The 21,705-nt window shown below is 37.5% G+C and carries 23 protein-coding genes; all 23 read left to right on the forward strand.

What is annotated here, in order from left to right; genetic code table 11:
* Positions 1 to 723 precede the first annotated feature (723 nt).
* The 23 genes from NVS78_RS11170 to NVS78_RS11280 all read left to right on the forward strand — a co-directional run bounded on the left by NVS78_RS11170 (position 724) and on the right by NVS78_RS11280 (position 21,690).
* Positions 724 to 1,998 (forward strand): lipopolysaccharide biosynthesis protein, encoded by a 1,275-nt coding sequence (locus NVS78_RS11170; RefSeq protein ID WP_286359253.1) that lies wholly within the window; start codon positions 724 to 726, stop codon positions 1,996 to 1,998.
* The gene (locus NVS78_RS11175) at positions 1,999 to 2,931 is read left to right on the forward strand and encodes an AAC(3) family N-acetyltransferase (protein WP_286359254.1); all 933 of its coding nucleotides are present in this window, start codon (positions 1,999 to 2,001) and stop codon (positions 2,929 to 2,931) included.
* Positions 2,932 to 2,935: 4 nt separating this feature from the next.
* The gene (gene fabD / locus NVS78_RS11180) at positions 2,936 to 3,874 is read left to right on the forward strand and encodes an ACP S-malonyltransferase (RefSeq protein ID WP_286359255.1); all 939 of its coding nucleotides are present in this window, start codon (positions 2,936 to 2,938) and stop codon (positions 3,872 to 3,874) included.
* Positions 3,871 to 4,098 (forward strand): acyl carrier protein, encoded by a 228-nt coding sequence (locus NVS78_RS11185; RefSeq protein ID WP_041502351.1) that lies wholly within the window; start codon positions 3,871 to 3,873, stop codon positions 4,096 to 4,098. The genes fabD and NVS78_RS11185 overlap by 4 nt, the downstream gene beginning before the upstream one ends.
* Positions 4,098 to 5,159 (forward strand): 3-oxoacyl-ACP synthase III family protein, encoded by a 1,062-nt coding sequence (locus NVS78_RS11190; protein ID WP_286359256.1) that lies wholly within the window; start codon positions 4,098 to 4,100, stop codon positions 5,157 to 5,159. Before NVS78_RS11185 ends, NVS78_RS11190 begins: the two co-directional genes overlap by 1 nt.
* Positions 5,160 to 5,181: 22 nt before the next feature.
* Complete coding sequence (locus tag NVS78_RS11195) at positions 5,182 to 5,919, forward strand: SDR family NAD(P)-dependent oxidoreductase (protein WP_286359257.1); 738 nt, start codon at positions 5,182 to 5,184, stop codon at positions 5,917 to 5,919.
* A 7-nt stretch (positions 5,920 to 5,926) separates the two neighbouring features.
* Positions 5,927 to 6,550 carry an LbetaH domain-containing protein gene (locus tag NVS78_RS11200; protein WP_286359258.1) on the forward strand — a complete coding sequence of 208 codons (624 nt, stop codon included), beginning with the start codon at positions 5,927 to 5,929 and terminating at the stop codon, positions 6,548 to 6,550.
* A gap of 4 nt (positions 6,551 to 6,554) precedes the next feature.
* The gene (locus tag NVS78_RS11205; RefSeq protein ID WP_286359259.1) at positions 6,555 to 7,193 is read left to right on the forward strand and encodes an MBL fold metallo-hydrolase; all 639 of its coding nucleotides are present in this window, start codon (positions 6,555 to 6,557) and stop codon (positions 7,191 to 7,193) included.
* Between the two features lie 18 nt (positions 7,194 to 7,211).
* On the forward strand, positions 7,212 to 8,471 hold the full coding sequence (locus NVS78_RS11210) for a hypothetical protein (RefSeq protein ID WP_286359260.1): 1,260 nt from the start codon (positions 7,212 to 7,214) through the stop codon (positions 8,469 to 8,471).
* Between the two features lie 61 nt (positions 8,472 to 8,532).
* Positions 8,533 to 9,738, forward strand: coding sequence for a UDP-N-acetyl-D-mannosamine dehydrogenase (gene wecC / locus NVS78_RS11215; RefSeq protein ID WP_286359261.1), 1,206 nt, complete (start codon positions 8,533 to 8,535; stop codon positions 9,736 to 9,738).
* Between the two features lie 2 nt (positions 9,739 to 9,740).
* Positions 9,741 to 10,895, forward strand: a complete 1,155-nt coding sequence (wecB, locus tag NVS78_RS11220) for a non-hydrolyzing UDP-N-acetylglucosamine 2-epimerase (protein ID WP_286359262.1) — start codon at positions 9,741 to 9,743, stop codon at positions 10,893 to 10,895.
* A gap of 53 nt (positions 10,896 to 10,948) precedes the next feature.
* Positions 10,949 to 11,923 (forward strand): lipid II:glycine glycyltransferase FemX, encoded by a 975-nt coding sequence (locus tag NVS78_RS11225; protein WP_286359263.1) that lies wholly within the window; start codon positions 10,949 to 10,951, stop codon positions 11,921 to 11,923.
* Positions 11,923 to 12,987, forward strand: a complete 1,065-nt coding sequence (locus tag NVS78_RS11230) for a polysaccharide deacetylase family protein (protein WP_286359264.1) — start codon at positions 11,923 to 11,925, stop codon at positions 12,985 to 12,987. The genes NVS78_RS11225 and NVS78_RS11230 overlap by 1 nt, the downstream gene beginning before the upstream one ends.
* A complete protein-coding gene (locus NVS78_RS11235; RefSeq protein WP_286359265.1) occupies positions 12,956 to 14,062 on the forward strand; it encodes a glycosyltransferase family 4 protein in 1,107 nt (368 codons plus the stop codon). The genes NVS78_RS11230 and NVS78_RS11235 overlap by 32 nt, the downstream gene beginning before the upstream one ends.
* A gap of 16 nt (positions 14,063 to 14,078) precedes the next feature.
* Positions 14,079 to 14,495, forward strand: a complete 417-nt coding sequence (locus NVS78_RS11240) for a sugar 3,4-ketoisomerase (protein ID WP_286359266.1) — start codon at positions 14,079 to 14,081, stop codon at positions 14,493 to 14,495.
* Positions 14,479 to 14,901 carry a sugar 3,4-ketoisomerase gene (locus tag NVS78_RS11245; protein WP_286359267.1) on the forward strand — a complete coding sequence of 141 codons (423 nt, stop codon included), beginning with the start codon at positions 14,479 to 14,481 and terminating at the stop codon, positions 14,899 to 14,901. Before NVS78_RS11240 ends, NVS78_RS11245 begins: the two co-directional genes overlap by 17 nt.
* A complete protein-coding gene (locus NVS78_RS11250; RefSeq protein WP_286359268.1) occupies positions 14,891 to 15,658 on the forward strand; it encodes an acyltransferase in 768 nt (255 codons plus the stop codon). The genes NVS78_RS11245 and NVS78_RS11250 overlap by 11 nt, the downstream gene beginning before the upstream one ends.
* A 56-nt stretch (positions 15,659 to 15,714) precedes the next feature.
* On the forward strand, positions 15,715 to 16,824 hold the full coding sequence (locus tag NVS78_RS11255; protein WP_286359269.1) for a DegT/DnrJ/EryC1/StrS family aminotransferase: 1,110 nt from the start codon (positions 15,715 to 15,717) through the stop codon (positions 16,822 to 16,824).
* Positions 16,814 to 18,067 (forward strand): glycosyltransferase family 4 protein, encoded by a 1,254-nt coding sequence (locus tag NVS78_RS11260; RefSeq protein ID WP_286359270.1) that lies wholly within the window; start codon positions 16,814 to 16,816, stop codon positions 18,065 to 18,067. The genes NVS78_RS11255 and NVS78_RS11260 overlap by 11 nt, the downstream gene beginning before the upstream one ends.
* Before the next feature lie 10 nt (positions 18,068 to 18,077).
* The gene (locus tag NVS78_RS11265; protein ID WP_286359271.1) at positions 18,078 to 18,935 is read left to right on the forward strand and encodes a GNAT family N-acetyltransferase; all 858 of its coding nucleotides are present in this window, start codon (positions 18,078 to 18,080) and stop codon (positions 18,933 to 18,935) included.
* Between the two features lie 103 nt (positions 18,936 to 19,038).
* A complete protein-coding gene (locus NVS78_RS11270) occupies positions 19,039 to 19,836 on the forward strand; it encodes a polysaccharide deacetylase family protein (protein WP_353620737.1) in 798 nt (265 codons plus the stop codon).
* Entirely contained in the window at positions 19,833 to 20,729 is an 897-nt protein-coding gene (locus NVS78_RS11275) for an NAD-dependent epimerase/dehydratase family protein (RefSeq protein ID WP_286359273.1), read from the forward strand. The genes NVS78_RS11270 and NVS78_RS11275 overlap by 4 nt, the downstream gene beginning before the upstream one ends.
* A gap of 7 nt (positions 20,730 to 20,736) precedes the next feature.
* Positions 20,737 to 21,690 carry an MraY family glycosyltransferase gene (locus NVS78_RS11280; RefSeq protein ID WP_286359274.1) on the forward strand — a complete coding sequence of 318 codons (954 nt, stop codon included), beginning with the start codon at positions 20,737 to 20,739 and terminating at the stop codon, positions 21,688 to 21,690.
* The last annotated feature ends 15 nt before the right edge of the window (positions 21,691 to 21,705 follow it).

Raw genomic sequence — 21,705 nt, forward strand, 5'->3', positions numbered from 1 at the left:
AAAGATTCTTGAACAATCTCTACCTCAAGATCAAATAACGACCGATTAATGATATTTTCAGTTGATGTTTAATATATAATTATATGTATAATTATATTAATTTATATATATGATGAATTCTGGCATAACTTTACGTTCTAAGAAGAACGGTTTATATAAAAAATAAATGTCGACAACAAAAAAAATAAATTCAACAATAAAATGGTAGTGAAGAACATAATCGATAAAAAAGCTTGCTAAATGCGAGATAAAAGAGTCGTTTATTTTGTATGTAGTATTATTTTTTTACTTTTGCACTCGTTATAATGCGACCGAAAATGTATCATATATGATACAAAACAGAAAATACTGATTAGATCCTACATGGGATTGACGGGGCGGAGCTATGAAATAACTCATGAATCTCTAATTAGAAAACATAGTATATATTAACATATATTTGTATTACTTTACATATTAGCATATATATCATTAATCGGTCGTTTATTGAATGATTTCTCACAACATAAAAAAACCTTTAATAAGGTTATATAATTCACTAACAAGCAATAATTTAACAGTGTTAAATATAATAAAAAAACAACTAATCATATTCTATAATTAAAGTGCTAAATATTCACTTGCTGAGAAGTAAAATACAATTATAAACTTAGCATATCCAAAAATAAGCGATCATAGAGAGGCAATCGCTCAGCAAAATAGTGCTTCGCAATTTGTTAACCAATGATATTCGATTTTTTAGGTTTTTATAAAAACAGTCCTTTTGCGAGAAATGCACTGACCTTAACCATAGGTACAACCATTGCTCAATTTTTGCCACTATTAATTTATCCTATCCTTGCGCGAATTTACAGTCCCGAGCAGTTCGGCATCTTGGCATCATTAACTTCGGTCATATCGATTCTAACTGTCATCTCTACGGGAAAATACGAATTTGCTATTCTTGTAGCAAAAGATGATAAAGATGCAGCTAACACCACTTGTTTATCACTGGTGATCAGTGCTTTGTTCTTATTGATTATTTTATTGCCATTATATTTCTTCCGAAATGAGATTGGGAGATTATGTGGTAATAATTTGGAATATTGGATATTAATCTGTCCGTTTGCCGCTTTCTTTATCAATATTTTTAATTGCTATAATGAATGGTGTGTCAGAAAAAAATATTATTTCAATTTATCCTTAAATAAAATTACAAATTCCGTATCCGTAACGCTGGGTAAACTACTATTCGGATTTACAAAATTTCAAAATTCAGGTTTAATCATCGGAGATGTCATTGGGCGAATTATCACTGCGTTATGTTGCGTTTTCCGTGTGCTAAATAAAGACTGGGGTATCTTTAAAAAGGTTACCTACAAAGGGATGAAAGCAATGGCTATTAAGTTCATCGAATTCCCTAAATTTACGATGCCAGCTCAATTATTAAACACAGTAGGAGGTGCTGTTCCCGTTTTAATCCTTAGTGCTTACTACAATAATACTGAAGTAGGTTATTTCTCTATGGCAATAAGTATTTTAAGCGTACCCATAAGTGTAATAAGTAATTCTGTTCGGGACGTTTTCAGGCAGAAAGCCAATGATATATACATTAAGCAAGGAAGTTTCAGAGGGTTATTCATAAAACTATTTCAATTAATGTTTGCATTAACATTAATTACTTCTTTAGCTGTCATTTATTTTTTACCCGATCTCTTTGTATTCGTATTAGGTAAGCCATGGGCAGTAGCAGGCAAATATGCCCAAATATTACTTCCCATGATCGCCATTGATTTTATTGCAATATCTTTATCTGGGGTATTGATCATAACGAACAAACTAAAACAAAATTTAATATGGCAAATATATTACACTTTTGTTTCAATAGTTCCTTTAGTTTTTGCTTATACATGGCATTTTGATATTTATCATGCACTAATACTATTTAGCGTATGTAAAAGTACCGCCTATATATATTTATTAGTCATATCTTTTTATTATTCCAAAGGAAAAAAATAAATGTCCCAACAGCAAGAAATAAGAAAAAAAACGATAAGAGTAGCTAAAAAGATTTTAGGAATTCCTCAAAACCAATGTCTTACCCCTAGAGTTTTCCAAAAATACTTTAGATTAAGATATGGACCTTGGATATATAAAAAGAAAATAAGGACAGAAGAGATCATAGAAGAGATGAAAAAAATGGGTATGAAAAGGGGAAGTAACATTTTCATTCACTCTTCTTGGGATGAAATGTATAACTATAACGGCTCTGAAGAAAATCTGATAGATGCGATTTTAGAAATAATCGGCCCTCAAGGAACATTAATCATGCCCGCTTTTCCTCTACTACGTAAAGGAAAAATATTTAATGTAAAAAAAAGCGTTACGGGTGCGGGGACATTGGCCGAGACTTTCAGAAGGTATCCTGGGGTTAAAAGAAGTATTAATGTTCAACATTCTGTTTGCGCTTTAGGACCTCAAAGCGATTTCTTACTTGCGGAACACCACTTGGGAGAATCTTGCTGGGACGAGAAATCTCCTTATTTCAGGTTGTCTCAGATTGACGCATTAGTTTTTACACTCGGTTTAAGAAAATATTACATCGGAACAATGCTACACTGCGTGGAATCTGTATTAAGGAAAGATTATCCATATTATTCTTCTTTCTATACGCCTGTTCTCGTAAAACACGAATACATAGATTTAGATGGCAAACAGAAATGTTATTATTGTTACGACAAAAAGATCCGCATCAGAGATAAATTATTTGGAACAACAACAATGGTCAAAAAACACTTCGCTAAAGAATGGTATGCATGTTCTCAAATCTCAAATTTAATTATCGGAGTATATCACGCGAAAGAGATAATACCTCATTTAATCAACTTGGGAAAAAAAGGAATCGACGTGTATCAAAACTCAGGGAAAAAAGGTTATAAATTTGACAAGTAATAAAATGAAGAAAGCTTTTATATTTCCGGGACAAGGCTGCCAGAAAGAAGGCATGGGAAAAGAACTTTACGACAATTTTCCCCGGGCCAAGGAACTTTTTGAACGGGCTAATGATTACTTCGGCAGGCGTATAACCGATGTTATGTTCCATGGAGATGAACTGGAATTAATGGAGACTAAAAACACGCAGCCCGCCGTTTTCGTGTATGAAGTGGCTACCGCTTTGACACAAAATGAAATTCAACCGGATGTTGTCGCCGGACACTCGTTGGGAGAATTCGCCGCTTTGGTCGTTAACGGTTGTTTATCCTACGAAGACGGTTTAAATCTTGTATTGAACAGGGCCTTAATCGGTCAAAAAGTATGCGAAAAATTTGACACGGCCATGGGAGCCGTTATCGGTTTTCCGGATGAATATATTCAAAAAAGATTAAAAGAAATCTCAGAAGAATCCGGTGAACCCATCTATTTTGCGAACTACAACGGACCCGGTCAGGTAGTCATTACAGGCTCGAAGACAGGAGTAAAAATAGCCTGTAAAACATTTAAAAAAGAAGGAGCCAAAAAAGCCGTTCCTTTAGCCATCGGGGGATCGTTCCACTCCCCGTTCATGATAGAAGCGGAAAAAGAATTAGGTAAAATAATCAGGGACACGGAATTCAGGAAACCGCATTGTCCCATTTACCAATGCGTGGACGGGAAAGCTCATGTTGATCCGAAAGAAATTCAAGATAATCTCGTTATTCATATAACTCATTCCGTATTGTGGACGGATATGGTCAATAACATGGTAAAAGACGGAGTAACGGAATTTTACGAGGTCGGCACGGATGACACGCTGCAAAAGATCGTTACTCGCATGTATCCCGATAAAAAAGTAACTTCCATTTGGGAAATAGAAGAATATAATAGTATAAATCCATTTAAAGAAAAAGAATCATGAAACTAGAAGAATTCGTACAGTTATTCGCGGAACAATTTGACGATACCCCGGTTGAAAAGTTCACACCTTCAACAATCTATAAAGACTTAGGTGAATGGGGATCATTGGTAGCACTGTCTATAATTGCCATGGTCGACGATGAAATGGGGAAACGCATTTCAGGAGGAGATTTAAGATCTTGCAAAACCATAGAAGATTTGTATAACTTGATCGAGTCCAAGTAATGTCATTTCTTGAAGTCAAAAAAGTAAAGATAGCAGGAATTTCAGCTTGTGTCCCTTCCGCCGTGGAAGAGACTCTCGATTACGATCTTTTACCGAGAGAGATGCTGGAAAAGTACGTGGAATCAGTAGGTGTATTGAAAAAACACCGGGCAAAGGAAGATCAATGCACCTCTGATCTTTGCCACGAGGCGGCTGAAAAGTTGATAAAGGATCTACAATGGGATAAATCTGAAATCGATTTGTTAGTATTTGCCTCGCACACGGGAGACTATAAACTCCCCTCCACGTCCTGTACTCTTCAACATCGTTTAGGCCTACCGACGGACATCATGGCATTCGATATCAACCACGGTTGCTCCGGGTATTTATACGGGCTGAGCATCATCAGTAACCTGATGTCAACCGGATCTTTTAAAAAAGGTTTACTTCTGGTCGGGAACACGCAATCCAAAAATGTCAGCTATTACGACCAAAGTACCTATTTGATATTCGGCGATGCGGGAACGGTTACCGCTTTGGAATATCGACCGGACAATTACGACTTAATGAAGTTTCACTTTCTCACGGACGGTTCCGAGTTCAGCTCCGTGTATATTCCCGACGGGGGATACCGGCATCCTATTACCCCCGACTCTTTCGTCATGGAAGAAGACGAGGAGGGCATAAAGCGGAACAGGACACACCTGAGAATGAACGGGACAGATGTTTTCTCTTTTGCCAATTCTTATATGCCTAAATCTGTCGGGGCCTTGATGAATCATTACGATATCAATAAAGACGATATCGATTTCTTAGTCATGCATCAGGCCAACAAATTTTTATGCGAAAAAATTCGCAAAAAAATAAAGATCCCGGCAGAAAAGACTCCTTACACGTTTCCCGATTACGGAAACACGAGTGGGGGTTCCATCCCGTTAACCATGACTTTAAAATTAAACCAGCCATTAGCGAAAGAGAAATTAAAGTTACTGATGTCGACTATTGGAGGAGGGTTCTCCGTGGCATCTGCATACATCGAGACGCAAGGTGATATACATTGTTCCGACCTTGTATATTTATAAATTTACTGAATAACGCGTATACATGAATCCCTTCAATTTACAAAACAAAACCATACTTGTGACGGGAGCCTCCTCGGGGATAGGCAAGGCTACTGCCATAGAATGTTCAAAAATGGGGGCCTCCCTAATTATCACGGGACGTGACGAGTCCCGTTTACGGGAAACATTAAATTTATTAGAGGGAGAAAAACATCAATCCGTGCAAACCGATTTAACTTCCGATGACGGAATTGAAGTACTATGTCATCGGATTAATAAAATAGACGGCGTCGTGTTATGTGCCGGTATTAATGATAAATCGTTAATCAAGCATGTCAATCGGGATAAAATAGATCGAATGATGAACATTAATTTATTCGCTCCGATTTTATTGATTCGCTCTCTACTAAAATCAAAGAAGCTGAACAAATTTGCATCGGTGATCATATTATCATCCATTTCCGCCTACTATCCGGCAGTTTCCAATGGATTGTATGCAGCCTCAAAAGGAGCGTTAAATTCATTCTCTAAAATATTAGCGCTGGAGTTACTACCTCTAAAAGGCAGAGTTAATTGTATCCAACCCGCCTTCGTTGAAACAGAGATGCTAAAAAAATACACCCTGCAAGAAGAGATAGAAAAAATCAAAGAAGATTACCCGTTAGGAAGATTTGCCCGACCGGAAGAGATCGCCTATGCAGCCGTCTATTTTTTATCGGATGCCTCCCAATGGGTAACCGGTAATTTTTTCATCATGGACGGAGGATTTACGTTAAGGTAAGTATGTTATGAAAAAACTGATCATAATCGGCACTGGCAATTTCAGCAAAGTCGTTGAAGAATACGCACGCAAAAGCACGGCATACAACAAGGAGTGGGTGATAAAGGGATATTTAAAATCTGAATTCGATACACCGAATGACACGACCATCCTCGCTTCAACGGTAGAGGAATACTCCATAGAACCGGAAGACGTTTTTATCTGTTCGTACGTGAACGGACAAGAACGGGAGGTTATAACGCGGTGCATTGAAGCTAAAGGCGGACATTTCATCAACGTTATTCATCCTTTCGCCAATATTTGTTCTTCCGCCAAACTGGGAAAAGGGAATATAATAGGAGCCTTTACAACGATATCGGTCAACACGACAATCGGAAACCACACTATTGTACAAGATCATTGTAACGTGGGACACGACTCGGCAATCGGGGACTATTCCCATCTTTACGTTGGAACACTTGTCAGCGGCAAAAACAGGATCGGGAACGGGGTATCCGTTTTCACGGGATCGGTTATTTATCCCGGCTTACCAATCGGGAATAAAGCAACCGTGGGAGCGGGAAGCGTCGTGATGAGAAAAGTGAAAGAAAATTCGACCGTGGTGGGGAATCCGGCAAAAGTAATGGATTAAAGAGTTGGTTCAGATAAAAAGAATAATAAATTCTCCGGTCGCTTCCAATTGCTATATCGTATCGCTCCCGTATCAGAACGATTGCATCGTGGTAGATCCGGGAACACCCGATCCTGTTTCAATCGTTTCTTTCTGCCTGGAAAATAATTTAAAACCGGAATACGCCATACTGACACATGAACATTATGACCATTGTATAGGATATAACGAATTAAAAAGATATTACCCGGACATTAAGTTAATATGCTCGTCGGTATGCGCTCAAAACATCCGGTTACCGGAATGGAATCTTTCCAAATACGCGGAAAATGTCATGCCGACAAGTATTCATGAGGCAGATATCCGTATTGAAGATACAAATCATCCGCTAAATTGGAATAACCGTATCATTCGCTTCTTTTTAACCAAGGGACACAGTAAAGGAAGTATCTGTTTCAGTATCGATGAGAAATTTTTATTCACGGGAGATACTCTTATACCTGGTTTTAAAACGATTACCAAATTAAAAGGCGGTTCAAAAGAAGAACTATCGGAATCTTTGAATAGACTATCAAATTATTTCAAGGGTAAAGAAAGTGAATTAATAGTCTACCCGGGTCATGGGGAGTGTGTCTTGTTTAAAGAAATTAATCATAAAGATTGAATCTTATACAATTGAAAAATGATTAAAAACACATATAATAATTTTTGGATTATTTTTTCAATTATTCTATATAAGATAGCATTAGATTACTCTTACGAATTAGTTATATCTAACGGATTTGAATATGCAGGATTAGGCAACCATTTTACTACCGGGAATTATATCATATCATGGTGTTTTCTATTAACGTTCATTCCGTTTATCTTAAGAATAAACAGAAAAATAACCTATTCCAATAGTGTCTTGCTCTTACTTACAGCAATATCACTTGTTCCCTCTACGACTTTGATAGCTTATTTAAATTTCGAAACAAAATTCATTATACTATTATATATTTATTGGTTTTGCTTTTTTTCATACGATGCAATCTTTACCAGATTCAGAATCAAAGAAAACGGGAATAAAAGAAATTTTATTTTAATTAGTTTTCTGCTTTGTGCAAGCGTAATATACGTATCATGGAAATATACTGGATTTAGATTCCATTGGGGGATTAAAGATGTCTATGATCTAAGATTAGAAGCAAGAGAGTATGATATCGGGGCTATAGTCGGCTATTTAGCGACAGCTGCCGATAAATTACTGCCTGTCATATTAATCTATTGTATCCTAAAGAAAAAAAACATTTTATCCATGGCATTAATATTTGTGATTCTTCTAAATTTTGGGATCGCAGGTAGTAAAGGTGTTTTATTTTCTTTATTCTTATGTATTTTAGGTTTTTACTTTTTCAAATATCGACGTTCTCTATACGTTTTCAGTATATGTGCGCTACTGAGTACATGGAGTGTCATAGAATACATTTTCTTCAAACAGTTTTTAGTAGGTTTTATTGTATATAGAATCTTATTGATACCTAGTCAATTGAACTATTATTATTATGATTTTTTTAAAGACAATGAGCTCGATTTTTTTAGGCAGGGCTTTTTAAGACATTTCGGTTTTGAATCTCCATATAAAGGAGGTATTGAATTTCTAATAGGTACTAAATATTTTAATGATTACCAAACAAGGGCAAACAACGGATTATTTACCGATGCCTATTATAATTGCGGAATCATAGGAATACTATTATTCCCGTTAATACTGGTTTTTCTGCTAAAATTGATAGAATCCGTATCGAATGGAGTAGATGAAAGATTGATGTTTGTTCCCGTGTATATGGTCGCTCTGGCATTTTTAAGCACAACATTTACAACGGCACTATTAACCCATGGCCTTTTATTATTGATGTTGATGCTATATTATATTCCTCGAAATAAAGAAAATTATCAATAATTTATTTCCACCTAATCATTTTTTGTGTTCTGGATTATCCAAATTTATATATAAATAATTTATGAAAGCATGTTTTATGGGGTTAGGCTATATTGGCTTACCCACAGCTATTATTGCCGCCAAGCATGGTATACAAGTAACCGGCGTAGACATCAACCCTCAAGTAGTAGAACTAACCAACAAAGGACAACTTCATATTATAGAGCCCGGACTGGAAGAATATCTGCAAGAGGTAGTTCAAAACGGATATTTGCGGGCTTCTTTGAAACCTGAGACAAGCGATGCTTATTTTATCGTGGTCCCCACTCCTTTCAAGGGGAATCATGAACCAGATACCTCTTACGTGGAAGCTGCGACCCATACCGTTTTGCCTTTCTTAAAAGAAGGAGATTTATATGTCATCGAATCAACGTCCCCGATCGGCACCACGGATAAAATGAAAGAATTAATATTTTCTAAACGCCCGGAACTAAAAGATAAAATTTACATCGCTTATTGTCCTGAACGGGTTTTACCGGGAAACGTGATTTATGAGTTGGTCCATAATGACCGGGTAATCGGGGGTATAAATCCTGCATCAACCGAGAAGGCTTCTGCTTTTTACGGCCAGTTTGTTCAAGGGACTTTGCATAGGACCAATGCACGCACTGCTGAGATGTGCAAACTTACCGAAAATTCCTCTCGAGACGTTCAAATCGCTTTCGCCAACGAGTTATCACTGATTTGTGATAAAGCCGGGATCAACGTGTGGGAATTAATAGAATTGGCGAATAAGCATCCGAGAGTCAACATCCTTCAACCGGGTTGTGGAGTCGGAGGACATTGCATAGCGGTAGACCCTTATTTTATTACGGCTGATTTTCCCATGGAATCCAAAATAATTGCCGACGCCCGGGAAATCAATAACTATAAATCATTTTGGTGCGCAGAAAAAGTACAAAATGAGATGCTGAAATTCGAATTGAAGAACCATCGTAAACCGATTGTAGCCATGATGGGACTTGCGTTCAAACCCAATATCGACGATCTCAGAGAATCTCCGGCCAAATACATAACCAGCAAAGTAATGCAAAGCTGCAATAACGCCGATATTTTAGTAGTTGAACCTAATGTGCAAAATCATAAAGTATTCAAACTGACTAACTATAAAGAGGCTTACAACAAAGCTGACATTGCTGTTATGCTCGTCGCACACAACGAGTTTAAGGAATTAGCTTGGACAGACCAAAAAATAATTCTCGATTTTTGCGGGATCTATAAAAAATAAGGATGAAAAAAATAATGTTAGTTTTCGGGACCCGTCCGGAAGCGATTAAAATGGCTCCTCTGGTAAAAGAGTTTAAGAAATACCCGGAACAATTTCAGACCATTATTTGTGTTACAGGTCAACATCGGGAGATGTTGGATCAGGTATTGCAAATTTTTAACATAATACCGGATTATGACTTGAATATCATGAAACAAGGACAAGACCTGTATGATGTGACGGCCCGGGTATTAACGGGAATGCGGGGTGTTTTGAAAGAGGTATGTCCCGACATCGTACTGGTTCACGGAGATACGACCACTTCTATGGCTGCTGCACTGGCCGCTTTTTATCAGCAGATCCCAGTAGGACATGTGGAAGCGGGACTGCGCACACACAACATCCATAGCCCCTGGCCGGAAGAGATGAACCGGCAGATCACCGGACGGATCGCCACGCACCACTTCGCCCCTACCCCTTTAAGCCGCCGGAACCTGCTCAACGAAGGTGTCGAGGAGCAGAATATCCTGGTTACGGGGAATACGGTCATAGATGCCTTGTATACGGTTGTAGACCGGATCAACAACGATACGGTACTTAATACCCAATTACAGGAGCAGCTAAAACGTGCCGGATATGATACCGGCAGATTAACAGGCGGTAAGAAGCTGGTATTGATAACGGGCCACCGCCGGGAAAATTTCGGGGACGGCTTTCTCCAGATATGCCGGGCTATAAAAACCTTAACGGAAAAATATCCGCAGGTAGATTTCGTTTACCCGATGCACCTGAATCCCAATGTAAGACAGCCTATCCATGAGATATTCGGAGAACAATCCAATGCCAATGTGTTTTTTATCGAGCCGTTGGAATACTTGAGTTTCGTCCTGCTGATGGAGAAATCCTTTATGGTACTGACCGACAGCGGGGGAATCCAGGAAGAGGCGCCGGGACTGGGCAAACCGGTACTCGTGATGCGGGATACTACGGAAAGACCGGAGGCGCTGGAAGCGGGTACGGTAAAACTGGTAGGAACCGATTATGAAAAAATTATTTATGAAGTTTCCAAATTATTAAACGACTCAACTTACTACAATCAAATGAGTCAAGCTACAAACCCGTATGGAGACGGATCAGCCTGTACGAAGATTGCTCATTATTTCATAAATTATCGATAATAAATAATTGTGAGTACATTCATTAATAATAGCAATAGGATATAATAGAGTTCATGAAAATTATTAAGGAGATAGACAATTACAAAAATATATTGCCTGTATTGGCTTACCCTGAATATTTAGCATCGACCAATAGTATGATCGATTATGGATATTTTATACAAGACCGTTGTATACAACCTTTTATCGTAAGAAAAAAACTCTTTTTTAAATATATCCAATTACCGTCTGCTGTAATTGGAGGGACAACACACGAAGAACGACAAAATTTTTTGAACGACGTTATCACGTATGTCAAGAAAAACTTTCATACAGATATGATGATTACGGTAAACACTGTTGTATCTGATGTTTTCCCTACAGGTTCCTTATACTGTAAGTTCGCTTCATATATCCTAGATCTAAGTAAAACAGAAGATGAATTATTTAAAGGATTACATTCTAAACACCGAAATGTAATAAGAAAAGCCGAAAAAGACGGGTTAATTATAGATTACGGGAATCAGTATAGTCAAACTTGTTTTGAAATAATCCAGCAAACATTTTCCAGGCAGGGTAAGATGACATCGAATGCCAATTTTGCCACAAATTTAAAAATACTGGGAGAAAATGTGGACTATTGGATAGTAAAAGACAATGAGCGTATCTGCGGTTGTGCCATATTACTTTGGAGTAAAGGATTCACATCATATTATTTGTATGGCGGTTCTCGAGAACGCCCGCATAGTGGAGCTCTGAATCTGTTGCATTGGACCGCAATTTTAAAAATGAAAGAACGAGGAGTAAAATATTATGATTTCGTCGGAGCAAGAATCAATCCTGACGTAGGCAGTAAATTAGAAGGGATACAACGGTTTAAATCACGCTTCGGAGGTGACTTCAAAATCGGTTATATGTGGCGTTACGTGTTTCATCCACTTAAATACTTTATGTATCAAACTTTATTATGGGGATATCTTAGATTATTAAAAAGAGATGATACACCTATTGACGCCATAAAAGAAGAACGCAAAAAAGGAAATTTTTAATGAAGAATATTATCATAACATTAGACTATGAACTCTGTTTAGGACAAAAAACTGGAGGCATTTATGACACTCTAATACTTACAACAAATAAATTGCTTGATTTGTTTAGTAAATACAAGGTAAAGGTCACCTTTATGGTTGATATGGCCTATCTATTACGAATGAAAGAATTATCCCTTAACAATACTAAATTACAAGAAGAATATTTAATCATACTAAATCATTTGAAAGAGATTAATAATCAGGGACATGATCTGGAATTACATCTACATCCCCAATGGTTATATTCTACTCATGACGGAAGCGAATGGCATTTAGATTTTAAACACTATAAATTGAGTGATTTGAATTCTAATGAAGTAAAGAGACTATTTTCTGAAGCTATTGATTTACTATCTACTATAAAAAAAGATAAAGTTATAGCTTTTCGTGCCGGAGGATTTTCATTACAGACATTGGAAAACTATGGACAAATATTAAGAGCAAACGAAATTAAGGTTGATACTTCTGTTGTCCCGGGAGAAAAAGAAAACTCTATCTATCATGTTTATGATTTTTCCCATATACCTAAAAAAGATCTCTATCCTTTCCAAGATAACGTATCTATTGAGGTTTCAAATATAGATTTATATGAATTACCAATCAGTACAATTTCTTACAATCCATTTAAATATCTACTAATAAAAAAGAAGTTAAAAACAACTGGTAATTATACATTATATACCCGAGGAGTCGGTATCGGAAATAATCTATCCAAGATGCAGGTACTTAAGCATTTATTACCACAACTTCTCAGAAAAAAATCCACTGGGGCCTCTCTTGACGGAATCATGTCTGCTTTTCTATTAAAGCACTTCAACAAATACTGTGTTGAGAATCCGAATTTTGAGAACTATGTCATTCTTGGTCATCCGAAAGGGGTATCTGACGACAGCTTAAAGAACACAGAATATTTCTTGAAAGCAACAGTAGGTAATTATAAATTTTTAACCATCAGGGAGTTAATCTCTTCAAAAATACACAATAAAAACAATGAAAATCTGTCACTTAACAGTTGCTCATAAACGCTACGATACACGTATATTCAAAAGAGAGTGTTGCAGTCTAAGTAAAGCTGGTCACGAGGTAACACTATTATGTGCGGATAATAAATCAGCTGAGGCCATAGATGGGGTTAAGATAGTTCCATGGGGCAAACAAGTTTTATCTAAATTCCAACGGGCGAAATTACTATTATTTTCGAGAAGCTTAGCAAAAGAAGCACTAAAACTGAATGCCGATATTTACCAATTTCATGATTTGGAACTAATTACCTTGGGGTTGTATTTAAAAAAAAGAGGGAAAAAAGTAATTTTCGATGCTCATGAAGATTGGGAAGCCTATATAACGGAGATAAATTTTTTACCAAAATTTCTTTCTAAAATTCTATCCAAAAGACTGACCTTTTTCTATAAAAAACATTTGAATGATTTTGACGCGATCTTCACAGTCTCCCCTAATATGGTAAGCAATCTGAAACAATATTCGGATCAGGTATATTTTGTTCCTAACTATCCTACAATTAACCATTTACATAAAATATCCCTCCCAAAAGATCAAACTTTCATATACGCAGGAACCGTATATGAAATGAGTAATCAAAAACAGATTTTACAAGCCCTTAGTTGCGTGCCGGCGGCCAAATATATGATTGTAGGTAAAATCAATCCCGAATTAAAAAAACAACTTCAAACCATGCCGGCATCAGAACGTGTTACATTCATAGATTGGGTTTCCAAAACGGAATTAGACCAATACTATTCTAAAGCACTCGCCGGGCTTGTCGTCTTTGATTATGTGGGCATCTGTTGTTATAGGGAAGGACAGTTGGGATCGAATAAAATCTTCGAATACATGGCCATGGGATTGCCTGTAATCTGTACAGACTTTCAGTTATGGAAAAAGTTGATCATTGACAAATATCACTGTGGAATATGCGTACCTCCAGGAGACAGCAAAGCCATCGCCCAAGCTATGCAATACCTCATAGACCACAAAGACGAAGCTTACCAAATGGGCAAAAACGGACAAAAAGCAATCTCGGAAGAGTTTAACTGGGGAAAACACGAGAAAGAATTTTTATTGAGATACAATGATTAAGTAATGAATTTAAATTATGACGTTAAATAACGTAGAGATCATACATCTCCCTCGATTTTTAGATAATCGAGGGAATCTATCCTTTATAGAGCAAAGGAAGCATATTCCTTTTGATATAAAACGTTCCTACTGGATATACGATGTGCCTGGCGGACAGATTCGAGGAGGACATGCTTATCGTAAAAACGAGGAATTTATTGTGGCTTTGTCCGGAAGTTTTGATGTCGTTTTGGATGATGGAAAGCAAAAAAAGATTTTCTCTTTAAACCGTTCCTATTTCGGATTATATGTCCCTAAATGTATTTGGCGACAAATGCAGAACTTTTCAACGAACTCCTTAGCCTTGGTATTAGCGTCAACTCCATTCGATGCAAATGATTACATCTACGATTATGAACTATTTAAATCATTATCAAATGAGGAAAGAGAGTAAAGTTTACGATTGTACGATTATCGAACTGGATAAACATCATCAAGAAAGAGGAAATATTTCCGTTGTAGAGAATAACAAGACCATTCCTTTTGCGATTAAACGAGCTTACTATTTATACGACATTCCGGGTGGGGAATCAAGAGGAGGTCATGCTCATAAGAATTTGTATCAATTGATTATTGCAGCAAGCGGTAGTTTCAATGTTACTCTCGATGACGGGGATGTGAAACGTACTTTTACTTTAAACCGCCCCTACCAAGGTTTGCTAATCGTTCCTGGGATATGGAGGACACTGGATGACTTTTCTTCTGGATCCGTTTGTTTAGTATTAGCTTCGATGGAATATGACGAAACGGATTATATACGTGAATACGATAAATTTATTAGTTATAAAAATGAAATTTAATGATTTTAATGTACGGATTAGCCCTTCTGCCCAAATAGGAAAAAATGTACGAATCGGAGACAATACGGTGATTTATGACAATGTTATCATTCAAGACAATGTCATCGTCGCAAATGACTGCATACTCGGAGAACCATTGAATATTTATTATAGTGAAATTGAAAACTATAATAATCCTCCCACAATAATTGGAAATAATTCACTAATTCGTAGTCATACAATTATTTATGCAGGATGTGAAATTGGAAATCATTTTCAGACTGGACATCGAGTTACGATCCGGGAATACACAAGATTCGGACATCATTGTAGCGTGGGAACATTAGACGATATCCAAGGATACGCCATATTTGGGAATTATTGTCGTTTACACAGTAACGTACATATTGGACAAGGTTCTAAACTGGGCAATTTCGTCTTCGTCTATCCTTATGTAATCTTCACGAATGATCCGACTCCTCCTTCTGATTTATGCCAAGGGCCTATAGTTGAGGATTATTCTCAAATAGCAACAGGAAGCGTGTTATTACCTGGAATAAAAATAGGCAGGCATTGTTTAATCGGTGCAGGTAGCGTTGTCGGTAAGGATATTGGAGATTTCATGTTAGCATTAGGCAGTCCCGCTAAAGAAATAAAAAATGTCAGCCAAATAAAAGATAGAAATACAGGCACTAGCCATTATCCTTGGCCTTATCATTTCGAGCGCGGAATGCCATGGCAAGGAATTGGTTTTGAAGAATGGACCGAACAAAATTGAAATAACCATTCACTATAATGAAAACGAACAAAAGATAGTAATATAATAACAATTTAATGATAAAGTTTCTCAATTTACAGAAAATAACAGCCAAATATCAACAAGAAATACACGAGGCAGTAAAACGAGTCGTGGATTCCGGTTGGTATTTACAGGGAAAAGAAAATGAAAATTTTGAAAAAAATTATTCAAAATATATTGGGACAAAATATACAATCGGTTGTGCAAATGGATTAGATGCACTAATTTGGATATTTCGGGCTTACATAGAAATGGGGGTCCTTCATCCCGGAGACGAAGTCATTGTCCCTGCACATACATATATCGCTTCCATATTGGCCATCACGGAAAATGGTTTAAAGCCGGTACTGGTTGAACCCGATATCGAAACTTACCAAATAGACGACACAAAAATAGAAACTGCAATTACAGAAAAGACAAAAGCGATTCTGATTGTTCACCTGTACGGACAATGCGCCTATACCGAAAAAATCGGAGATATTTGTAAAAAATACAATCTGAAATTGATTGAAGACAACGCCCAAGCTCATGGGTGTTTATTTGAAGGGAAAAAAACGGGTTCGTTAGGAGACGTCAGTGGACATAGTTTTTACCCAGGTAAAAACTTAGGGGCATTAGGAGACGCAGGAGCAATTACAACAAATGATAAGGAATTGGCCGAAGTCATTAGAGCTTTGGCCAATTATGGATCAAATCAAAAATATATTTTCAAATACACGGGACGGAATAGCCGGTTGGACGAAATCCAAGCTGCCGTGTTAAACGTGAAACTAAAATATTTGGATCAAGATATTATCATTCGAAAACAAGTAGCTCGATATTATATCGAAAATATCAAGAATTCGAGGATCATACTTCCTATTATAAAAGATTGGGATGCTCATGTATTTCATCTGTTTCCGATCCGCTGCAAATATAGAGATGAACTTCGACAATATCTTGATCAAAAAGGAATTCAAACTATTATCCATTATCCGATTCCTCCACACAAACAGGAGTGTTATAAAGCATGGAATAATTTATCATTTCCCGTGACCGAGCAAATCCATAGGGAGGAGTTAAGCCTGCCAATAAGTCCCGTAATGGAAAAAGAAGAAATCCAAATTATTGTTGACACCATGACACTTTTTGCTTATGAAAAGTAAAAAAACAGTATGGTTAGTAAGTGTAAACGCACAACCCCCTGAACACGATACACATTTGAGGCATCGCAAATTTGCAGAAATGTTGACCCAAAAAGGGTATGATGTCGTCATTTTTGGAGGTAGCTTTTTACATTATGCAAAATTCAATCTGATTAACGATTCAAGAAAATATATAACACCGAAATACCAGAATATACAATATGTTTTTTTCAAAGTACCGTCATACTCCTCTAATGGAATAAAACGCATGCTTTCCATATTCTTATTTGCATGGCGATTATTCTATTACAGAAAAAAATTCATTAAGCCTGACATTATTGTCCATAATATACACGTACCTTTTGATCTCCCCGTATATTTTGCAGCAAAACGATTAAAATCCAGGTATGTAACAGAAGTATGGGATTTATGGCCGGAAGCATTCGTAAGTACAGGATTGGTAAAAAGGAGTAATCCTCTGTTAAAATTAGCATTCAACATGGAAAGATTTCTTTACGAAAAAGCTGACAAATTAATTTTTACCATGGAAGGAGGAAAAGATTATATAATAGAAAAAGGGTGGGATATAGCCCATGGAGGAAAAATAGATATCAATAAATATCATTATATCAATAATGGCATCGATTTAGATGAATTCGAATACAACAAAAAGAACTATATCATACAAGACAATGATTTATCAGATAACTCTCACTTTAAAGTCATTTACTTAGGCTCAATACGATTAGTCAATAATGTACAACAATTAATAGATGCCGCTGCTTGTCTCCAAAATAATCCCAAGATTAAATTTCTGATATACGGAGATGGGGACGAAAGAGAAAGGTTAATAGATTATTGTACAAAATATAACATAAATAATGTCATTTTTAAAGAAAAATGGGTTGACATAAAATATGTTCCCTACATTTTGTCATGCAGCTCTCTTAATTTATTGAATTACAAAAAAGTAGACACTCAAAAATATGGGGGAAGTCAAGGCAAATTGTTTCAATATTTGGCGAGTGGCAAACCAATTCTATCGAATAATATGATGGGATACGATATTGTAAATAAACACCATGCGGGAATATCTAAAAACATAAGTAGCGCCCAAGAATACGCAGAAATTATCAATGAATTTGCATCATTAGATCAAGAAAAACACAATACACTGTGTACAAACGCATTAAACACCGCACGATTCTTTGATTACAAATATTTATTCAAAGCCTATTTTAAACTAATAAATGAATTATTATAAAGATTTTTCCATGGAATACAAAATACAACAATTATCCTTTGATGATAACTGGTTAGCATTACAGAAGGTGGTTGATTTACAAAATATCGTTTACGCCGGTACTAATCATAAATTTTCACTTAAAGGATTCAAACACCTGTATGTAGATAATCCCTTGGGGCATGTCATTTCCTTCAACGCTTTCTATGGTGATGATATGGTCGCTCATTATGCCTGTATTCCCGTCAAAATGAAGATTCAAAATAATCTGATCGATGGCGTACTAAGTCTGGCAACAGTAACACATCCCAATCATCGAGGCAAAGGATTATTTACAACGTTAGCAAAAAAAACATATGATTATGCACGAGATAAAGGTTACAAATTTGTAATCGGAGTAGCTAACGCAAATAGCATTCATGGTTTTATGAAGTATTTCAATTTTACTTTAGTCTCTCGATTAAATGTCATGTGGGGTTGGGGAACAGATATAAAATATGCTTCGAACAAAACGTATAGCGTTTACTGGGACGAGGAGTTGTTGAACTGGAGATTAAGTAAACAGGAATACGCTGTTCATAAAACCTCTATCGTCGGGAAAACGAACTTCTACAAATTCCGAAACGTGTTGGGAGTAAAAACATTCATGGGTGTTTTTCCGGAAAAATTACTGACCAAGTTAAATCTCAAAAAATCCAATAATTTTTTAAGACCGCTAAATCTTTACGTGGGTCTGGGGGCCGATTTAAAAAATGGACACTATTTCAGTATCCCCGGTTTTATCAAGCACTCCCCTTTCAATCTAATCTTTATGGATCTAACGGGTAACTTACCCCCCGTCACGAAAGATAATATCTTTTTCCAGTTAATCGATTTTGACGTGGCTTGATCCCAATTTATCATCCGGTATAACCCTTTACTATTTTATTATAATGAATATTCTGACCTTTGATATAGAGGACTGGTACTGCCATGATAATTACTCTCAAAACATGGATTGGGATAAACATGAAGTTCGAATACACGAGCCTCTGGAGAGAATATTATCGGAACTGGAAAAAAAGAAAGTCAAGGGAACTTTTTTCTGCCTGGGATGGCTCGCGCAAAAACATCCCGAAGTGATCCGAGTGATTCACGAGAAGGGACACCACGTGGGATGTCACTCTTACCAGCATGAACTGGCATTTAGATTAGATTATAAAGCATTCAAAAACAACACTTTCAAATCGAAAGCTCTGCTGGAAGATATCACCGGTGAAGCGGTGGATGCTTTCAGGGCCCCCTCCTTTTCCGTCATGAAACAAAACCTGCACGTTTTTGACGTGCTCGCGGAGCTGGGCTTCAAATACGATTGCTCTATATTTCCCGCCAACCGGGAATTCGGGGGATTAAAAGAATACGGGGAAGGTGTTCCCGGGATTATAGACGTCAACGGTTACAAGTTGAAAGAATTTCCGATGAACGTGTATCGTTTCCTCGGTAAAGATATCATTTTTTCCGGCGGCGGGTATTTCCGGATTTTACCTTACCGGTTAACAAAGTATTTCATGCGACATAGCGATTACGTGATAAACTATTTCCACCCGAGCGATTTCGACCCGGCACAACCGAAGATGAAACACTTGCCTTTGATGCGCCAAATCAAAAACTCGATGGGCTTGCGAGGCGCTTTCGAGAAATATCAGAAACTCATCCGGGATTTCGACTTCGTCGATATTCGCCAAGCCGATTCCCTGATAGACTGGGATAAAGCAAAAACTTTCGACATCAAAAATATACAGGTAATATGAATTTACTTTTCACGGGAGCTTCCGGTTTTTTAGGGAAAGAGGCAGGTCCTTTATTATCAAAGAAGTACGAGTTGGAAACGATCGGGTTAACCTCGCTTGATGATTACACGGTAAACCTGGCCAAAGAAGTACCGGTCTTGTCCAAGAGGTATGACGTGGTACTGCATGCTGCCGGCAAGGCTCACGTCATTCCCGGAACGGAAAAAGAAAAACAGGAGTTTTACGAGGTAAATCTACAAGGTACGAGGAATTTATGTGAGGCGTTGGAAAAAGCGGGAGTACCAGGTTCATTCGTTTTCATCAGTACAGTCGCCGTTTACGGTTGCGAATCGGGAAAGTTGATCGGTGAAGATCACCCGTTGAACGGGGCTTCTCCTTACGCCGACAGTAAAAAACAGGCGGAAATCTATTTACAAGAGTGGTGCTCGATGCATAACGTCATATTAACAATCCTGCGTCCCTCTCTGTTAGCAGGAAAAAATCCTCCGGGAAACCTGAGATCCATGATCGAGGGGATCAGGACCGGACGTTATTTAAGCATTGCCGGGGGAAAAGCCCGCAAGAGCGTGTTGATGGCGGAAGATATTGCCAGGTTGTTGTTCCTGGCTGTCGACAAGGGGGGCATATACAACGTGTGTGATGACGAACATCCGAGTTTTCGGCAACTCGAAAAAACGATCTCGGTTCAACTGGGCAAGAAATTACCGGTGAACATACCTTACTGGTTGGCTAAAGCATTAGCATTGGCAGGTGATTGTTTGGGAGATAAAGCCCCTATCAATTCCTCGAAATTGGACAAGATAACGAAATCGTTGACTTTCAGTAACGAGAGAGCGAAGAGTATGTTGGGCTGGGAACCGTTAAACGTGTTGGAGCATTTTAAAATTCATTGATCCGGTCGTGTATTATTTTTTAGTTTTTGCTTTATTGCTGGTCCTCGAGTTGATCTATTTTCGAGTAGCGGACCGATTCAATATTATCGATAAACCGAACGAGAGGAGCTCGCATACACGAGTTACCTTACGAGGAGGCGGAATTATTTTCTATTTCGGAGCCTCGATCTATTTTCTTGCGAACCGTTTTGAATACCCGTGGTTCATGACCGGCTTGACCTTGATAACCATCGTGAGCTTTATCGATGACATCCATTCCGTGTCCAAGAGAGTGCGTTTAGCGATACACTTTACGGCCATGTTACTGCTATTCTACCAGTGGGGGGGCACGGCCTTACCCTGGTGGTATATCCCGATCGCATTGATCTTTTGTATAGGAATAATCAATGCCTATAATTTTATGGACGGTATTAACGGCATTACCGGGGGATACAGCTTAGTCGTAACGGGAACTTTACTCTATATAAACGAATACCAGGTGAATTTTATAGAAGCGCAACTATTATGGGTTATAGTGATCGCCATCACGGTATTCAACATTTTTAATTTCCGTAAAAAAGCGAAATGCTTTGCCGGGGATGTCGGATCAGTCAGTATAGCGTTTATCATTTTATTCCTGTTAGGGAAGTTGATCATACAAACACGAGATCTCAGCTATATTATTTTACTGGCAGTATACGGGGTCGATAGCATACTCACGATTATACACCGGCTCCTATTACACGAAAACATCTGTCTCCCTCATCGGAAACACCTCTACCAAATAATGGCAAACGAACTTAAAATTCCACACGTTGTTGTCTCCGGATTTTATATGTTACTCCAAAGCATCATAAGCATAGGCTACATCTACTGTCAAGCTTATAAATCCTGGTACTTTATAAGTATCATCCTGATCTTGAGTTACGGGTACATATGGTTTATGAGAAAGTATTTCGGATTGCATTCCATAACACAATAAAAAAGCGGGAAATTT

It is taken from the genome of Gabonibacter chumensis (assembly GCF_024741215.1).
In the GTDB taxonomy this organism is placed as follows: domain Bacteria; phylum Bacteroidota; class Bacteroidia; order Bacteroidales; family Marinifilaceae; genus Gabonibacter; species Gabonibacter massiliensis.

What these genes read in the sequence shown, in the direction of transcription:
- NVS78_RS11170 (WP_286359253.1), top strand. Translation starts at nt 724, where the DNA reads ATGATATTCGATTTTTTAGGTTTTTATAAAAACAGTCCTTTTGCGAGA.
- NVS78_RS11175 (WP_286359254.1), top strand. Translation starts at nt 1,999, where the DNA reads ATGTCCCAACAGCAAGAAATAAGAAAAAAAACGATAAGAGTAGCTAAA.
- fabD (WP_286359255.1), top strand. Translation starts at nt 2,936, where the DNA reads ATGAAGAAAGCTTTTATATTTCCGGGACAAGGCTGCCAGAAAGAAGGC.
- NVS78_RS11185 (WP_041502351.1), top strand. Translation starts at nt 3,871, where the DNA reads ATGAAACTAGAAGAATTCGTACAGTTATTCGCGGAACAATTTGACGAT.
- NVS78_RS11190 (WP_286359256.1), top strand. Translation starts at nt 4,098, where the DNA reads ATGTCATTTCTTGAAGTCAAAAAAGTAAAGATAGCAGGAATTTCAGCT.
- NVS78_RS11195 (WP_286359257.1), top strand. Translation starts at nt 5,182, where the DNA reads ATGAATCCCTTCAATTTACAAAACAAAACCATACTTGTGACGGGAGCC.
- NVS78_RS11200 (WP_286359258.1), top strand. Translation starts at nt 5,927, where the DNA reads ATGAAAAAACTGATCATAATCGGCACTGGCAATTTCAGCAAAGTCGTT.
- NVS78_RS11210 (WP_286359260.1), top strand. Translation starts at nt 7,212, where the DNA reads ATGATTAAAAACACATATAATAATTTTTGGATTATTTTTTCAATTATT.
- wecC (WP_286359261.1), top strand. Translation starts at nt 8,533, where the DNA reads ATGAAAGCATGTTTTATGGGGTTAGGCTATATTGGCTTACCCACAGCT.
- wecB (WP_286359262.1), top strand. Translation starts at nt 9,741, where the DNA reads ATGAAAAAAATAATGTTAGTTTTCGGGACCCGTCCGGAAGCGATTAAA.
- NVS78_RS11225 (WP_286359263.1), top strand. Translation starts at nt 10,949, where the DNA reads ATGAAAATTATTAAGGAGATAGACAATTACAAAAATATATTGCCTGTA.
- NVS78_RS11230 (WP_286359264.1), top strand. Translation starts at nt 11,923, where the DNA reads ATGAAGAATATTATCATAACATTAGACTATGAACTCTGTTTAGGACAA.
- NVS78_RS11235 (WP_286359265.1), top strand. Translation starts at nt 12,956, where the DNA reads ATGAAAATCTGTCACTTAACAGTTGCTCATAAACGCTACGATACACGT.
- NVS78_RS11240 (WP_286359266.1), top strand. Translation starts at nt 14,079, where the DNA reads ATGACGTTAAATAACGTAGAGATCATACATCTCCCTCGATTTTTAGAT.
- NVS78_RS11245 (WP_286359267.1), top strand. Translation starts at nt 14,479, where the DNA reads ATGAGGAAAGAGAGTAAAGTTTACGATTGTACGATTATCGAACTGGAT.
- NVS78_RS11250 (WP_286359268.1), top strand. Translation starts at nt 14,891, where the DNA reads ATGAAATTTAATGATTTTAATGTACGGATTAGCCCTTCTGCCCAAATA.
- NVS78_RS11255 (WP_286359269.1), top strand. Translation starts at nt 15,715, where the DNA reads ATGATAAAGTTTCTCAATTTACAGAAAATAACAGCCAAATATCAACAA.
- NVS78_RS11260 (WP_286359270.1), top strand. Translation starts at nt 16,814, where the DNA reads ATGAAAAGTAAAAAAACAGTATGGTTAGTAAGTGTAAACGCACAACCC.
- NVS78_RS11265 (WP_286359271.1), top strand. Translation starts at nt 18,078, where the DNA reads ATGGAATACAAAATACAACAATTATCCTTTGATGATAACTGGTTAGCA.
- NVS78_RS11270 (WP_353620737.1), top strand. Translation starts at nt 19,039, where the DNA reads ATGGATTGGGATAAACATGAAGTTCGAATACACGAGCCTCTGGAGAGA.
- NVS78_RS11275 (WP_286359273.1), top strand. Translation starts at nt 19,833, where the DNA reads ATGAATTTACTTTTCACGGGAGCTTCCGGTTTTTTAGGGAAAGAGGCA.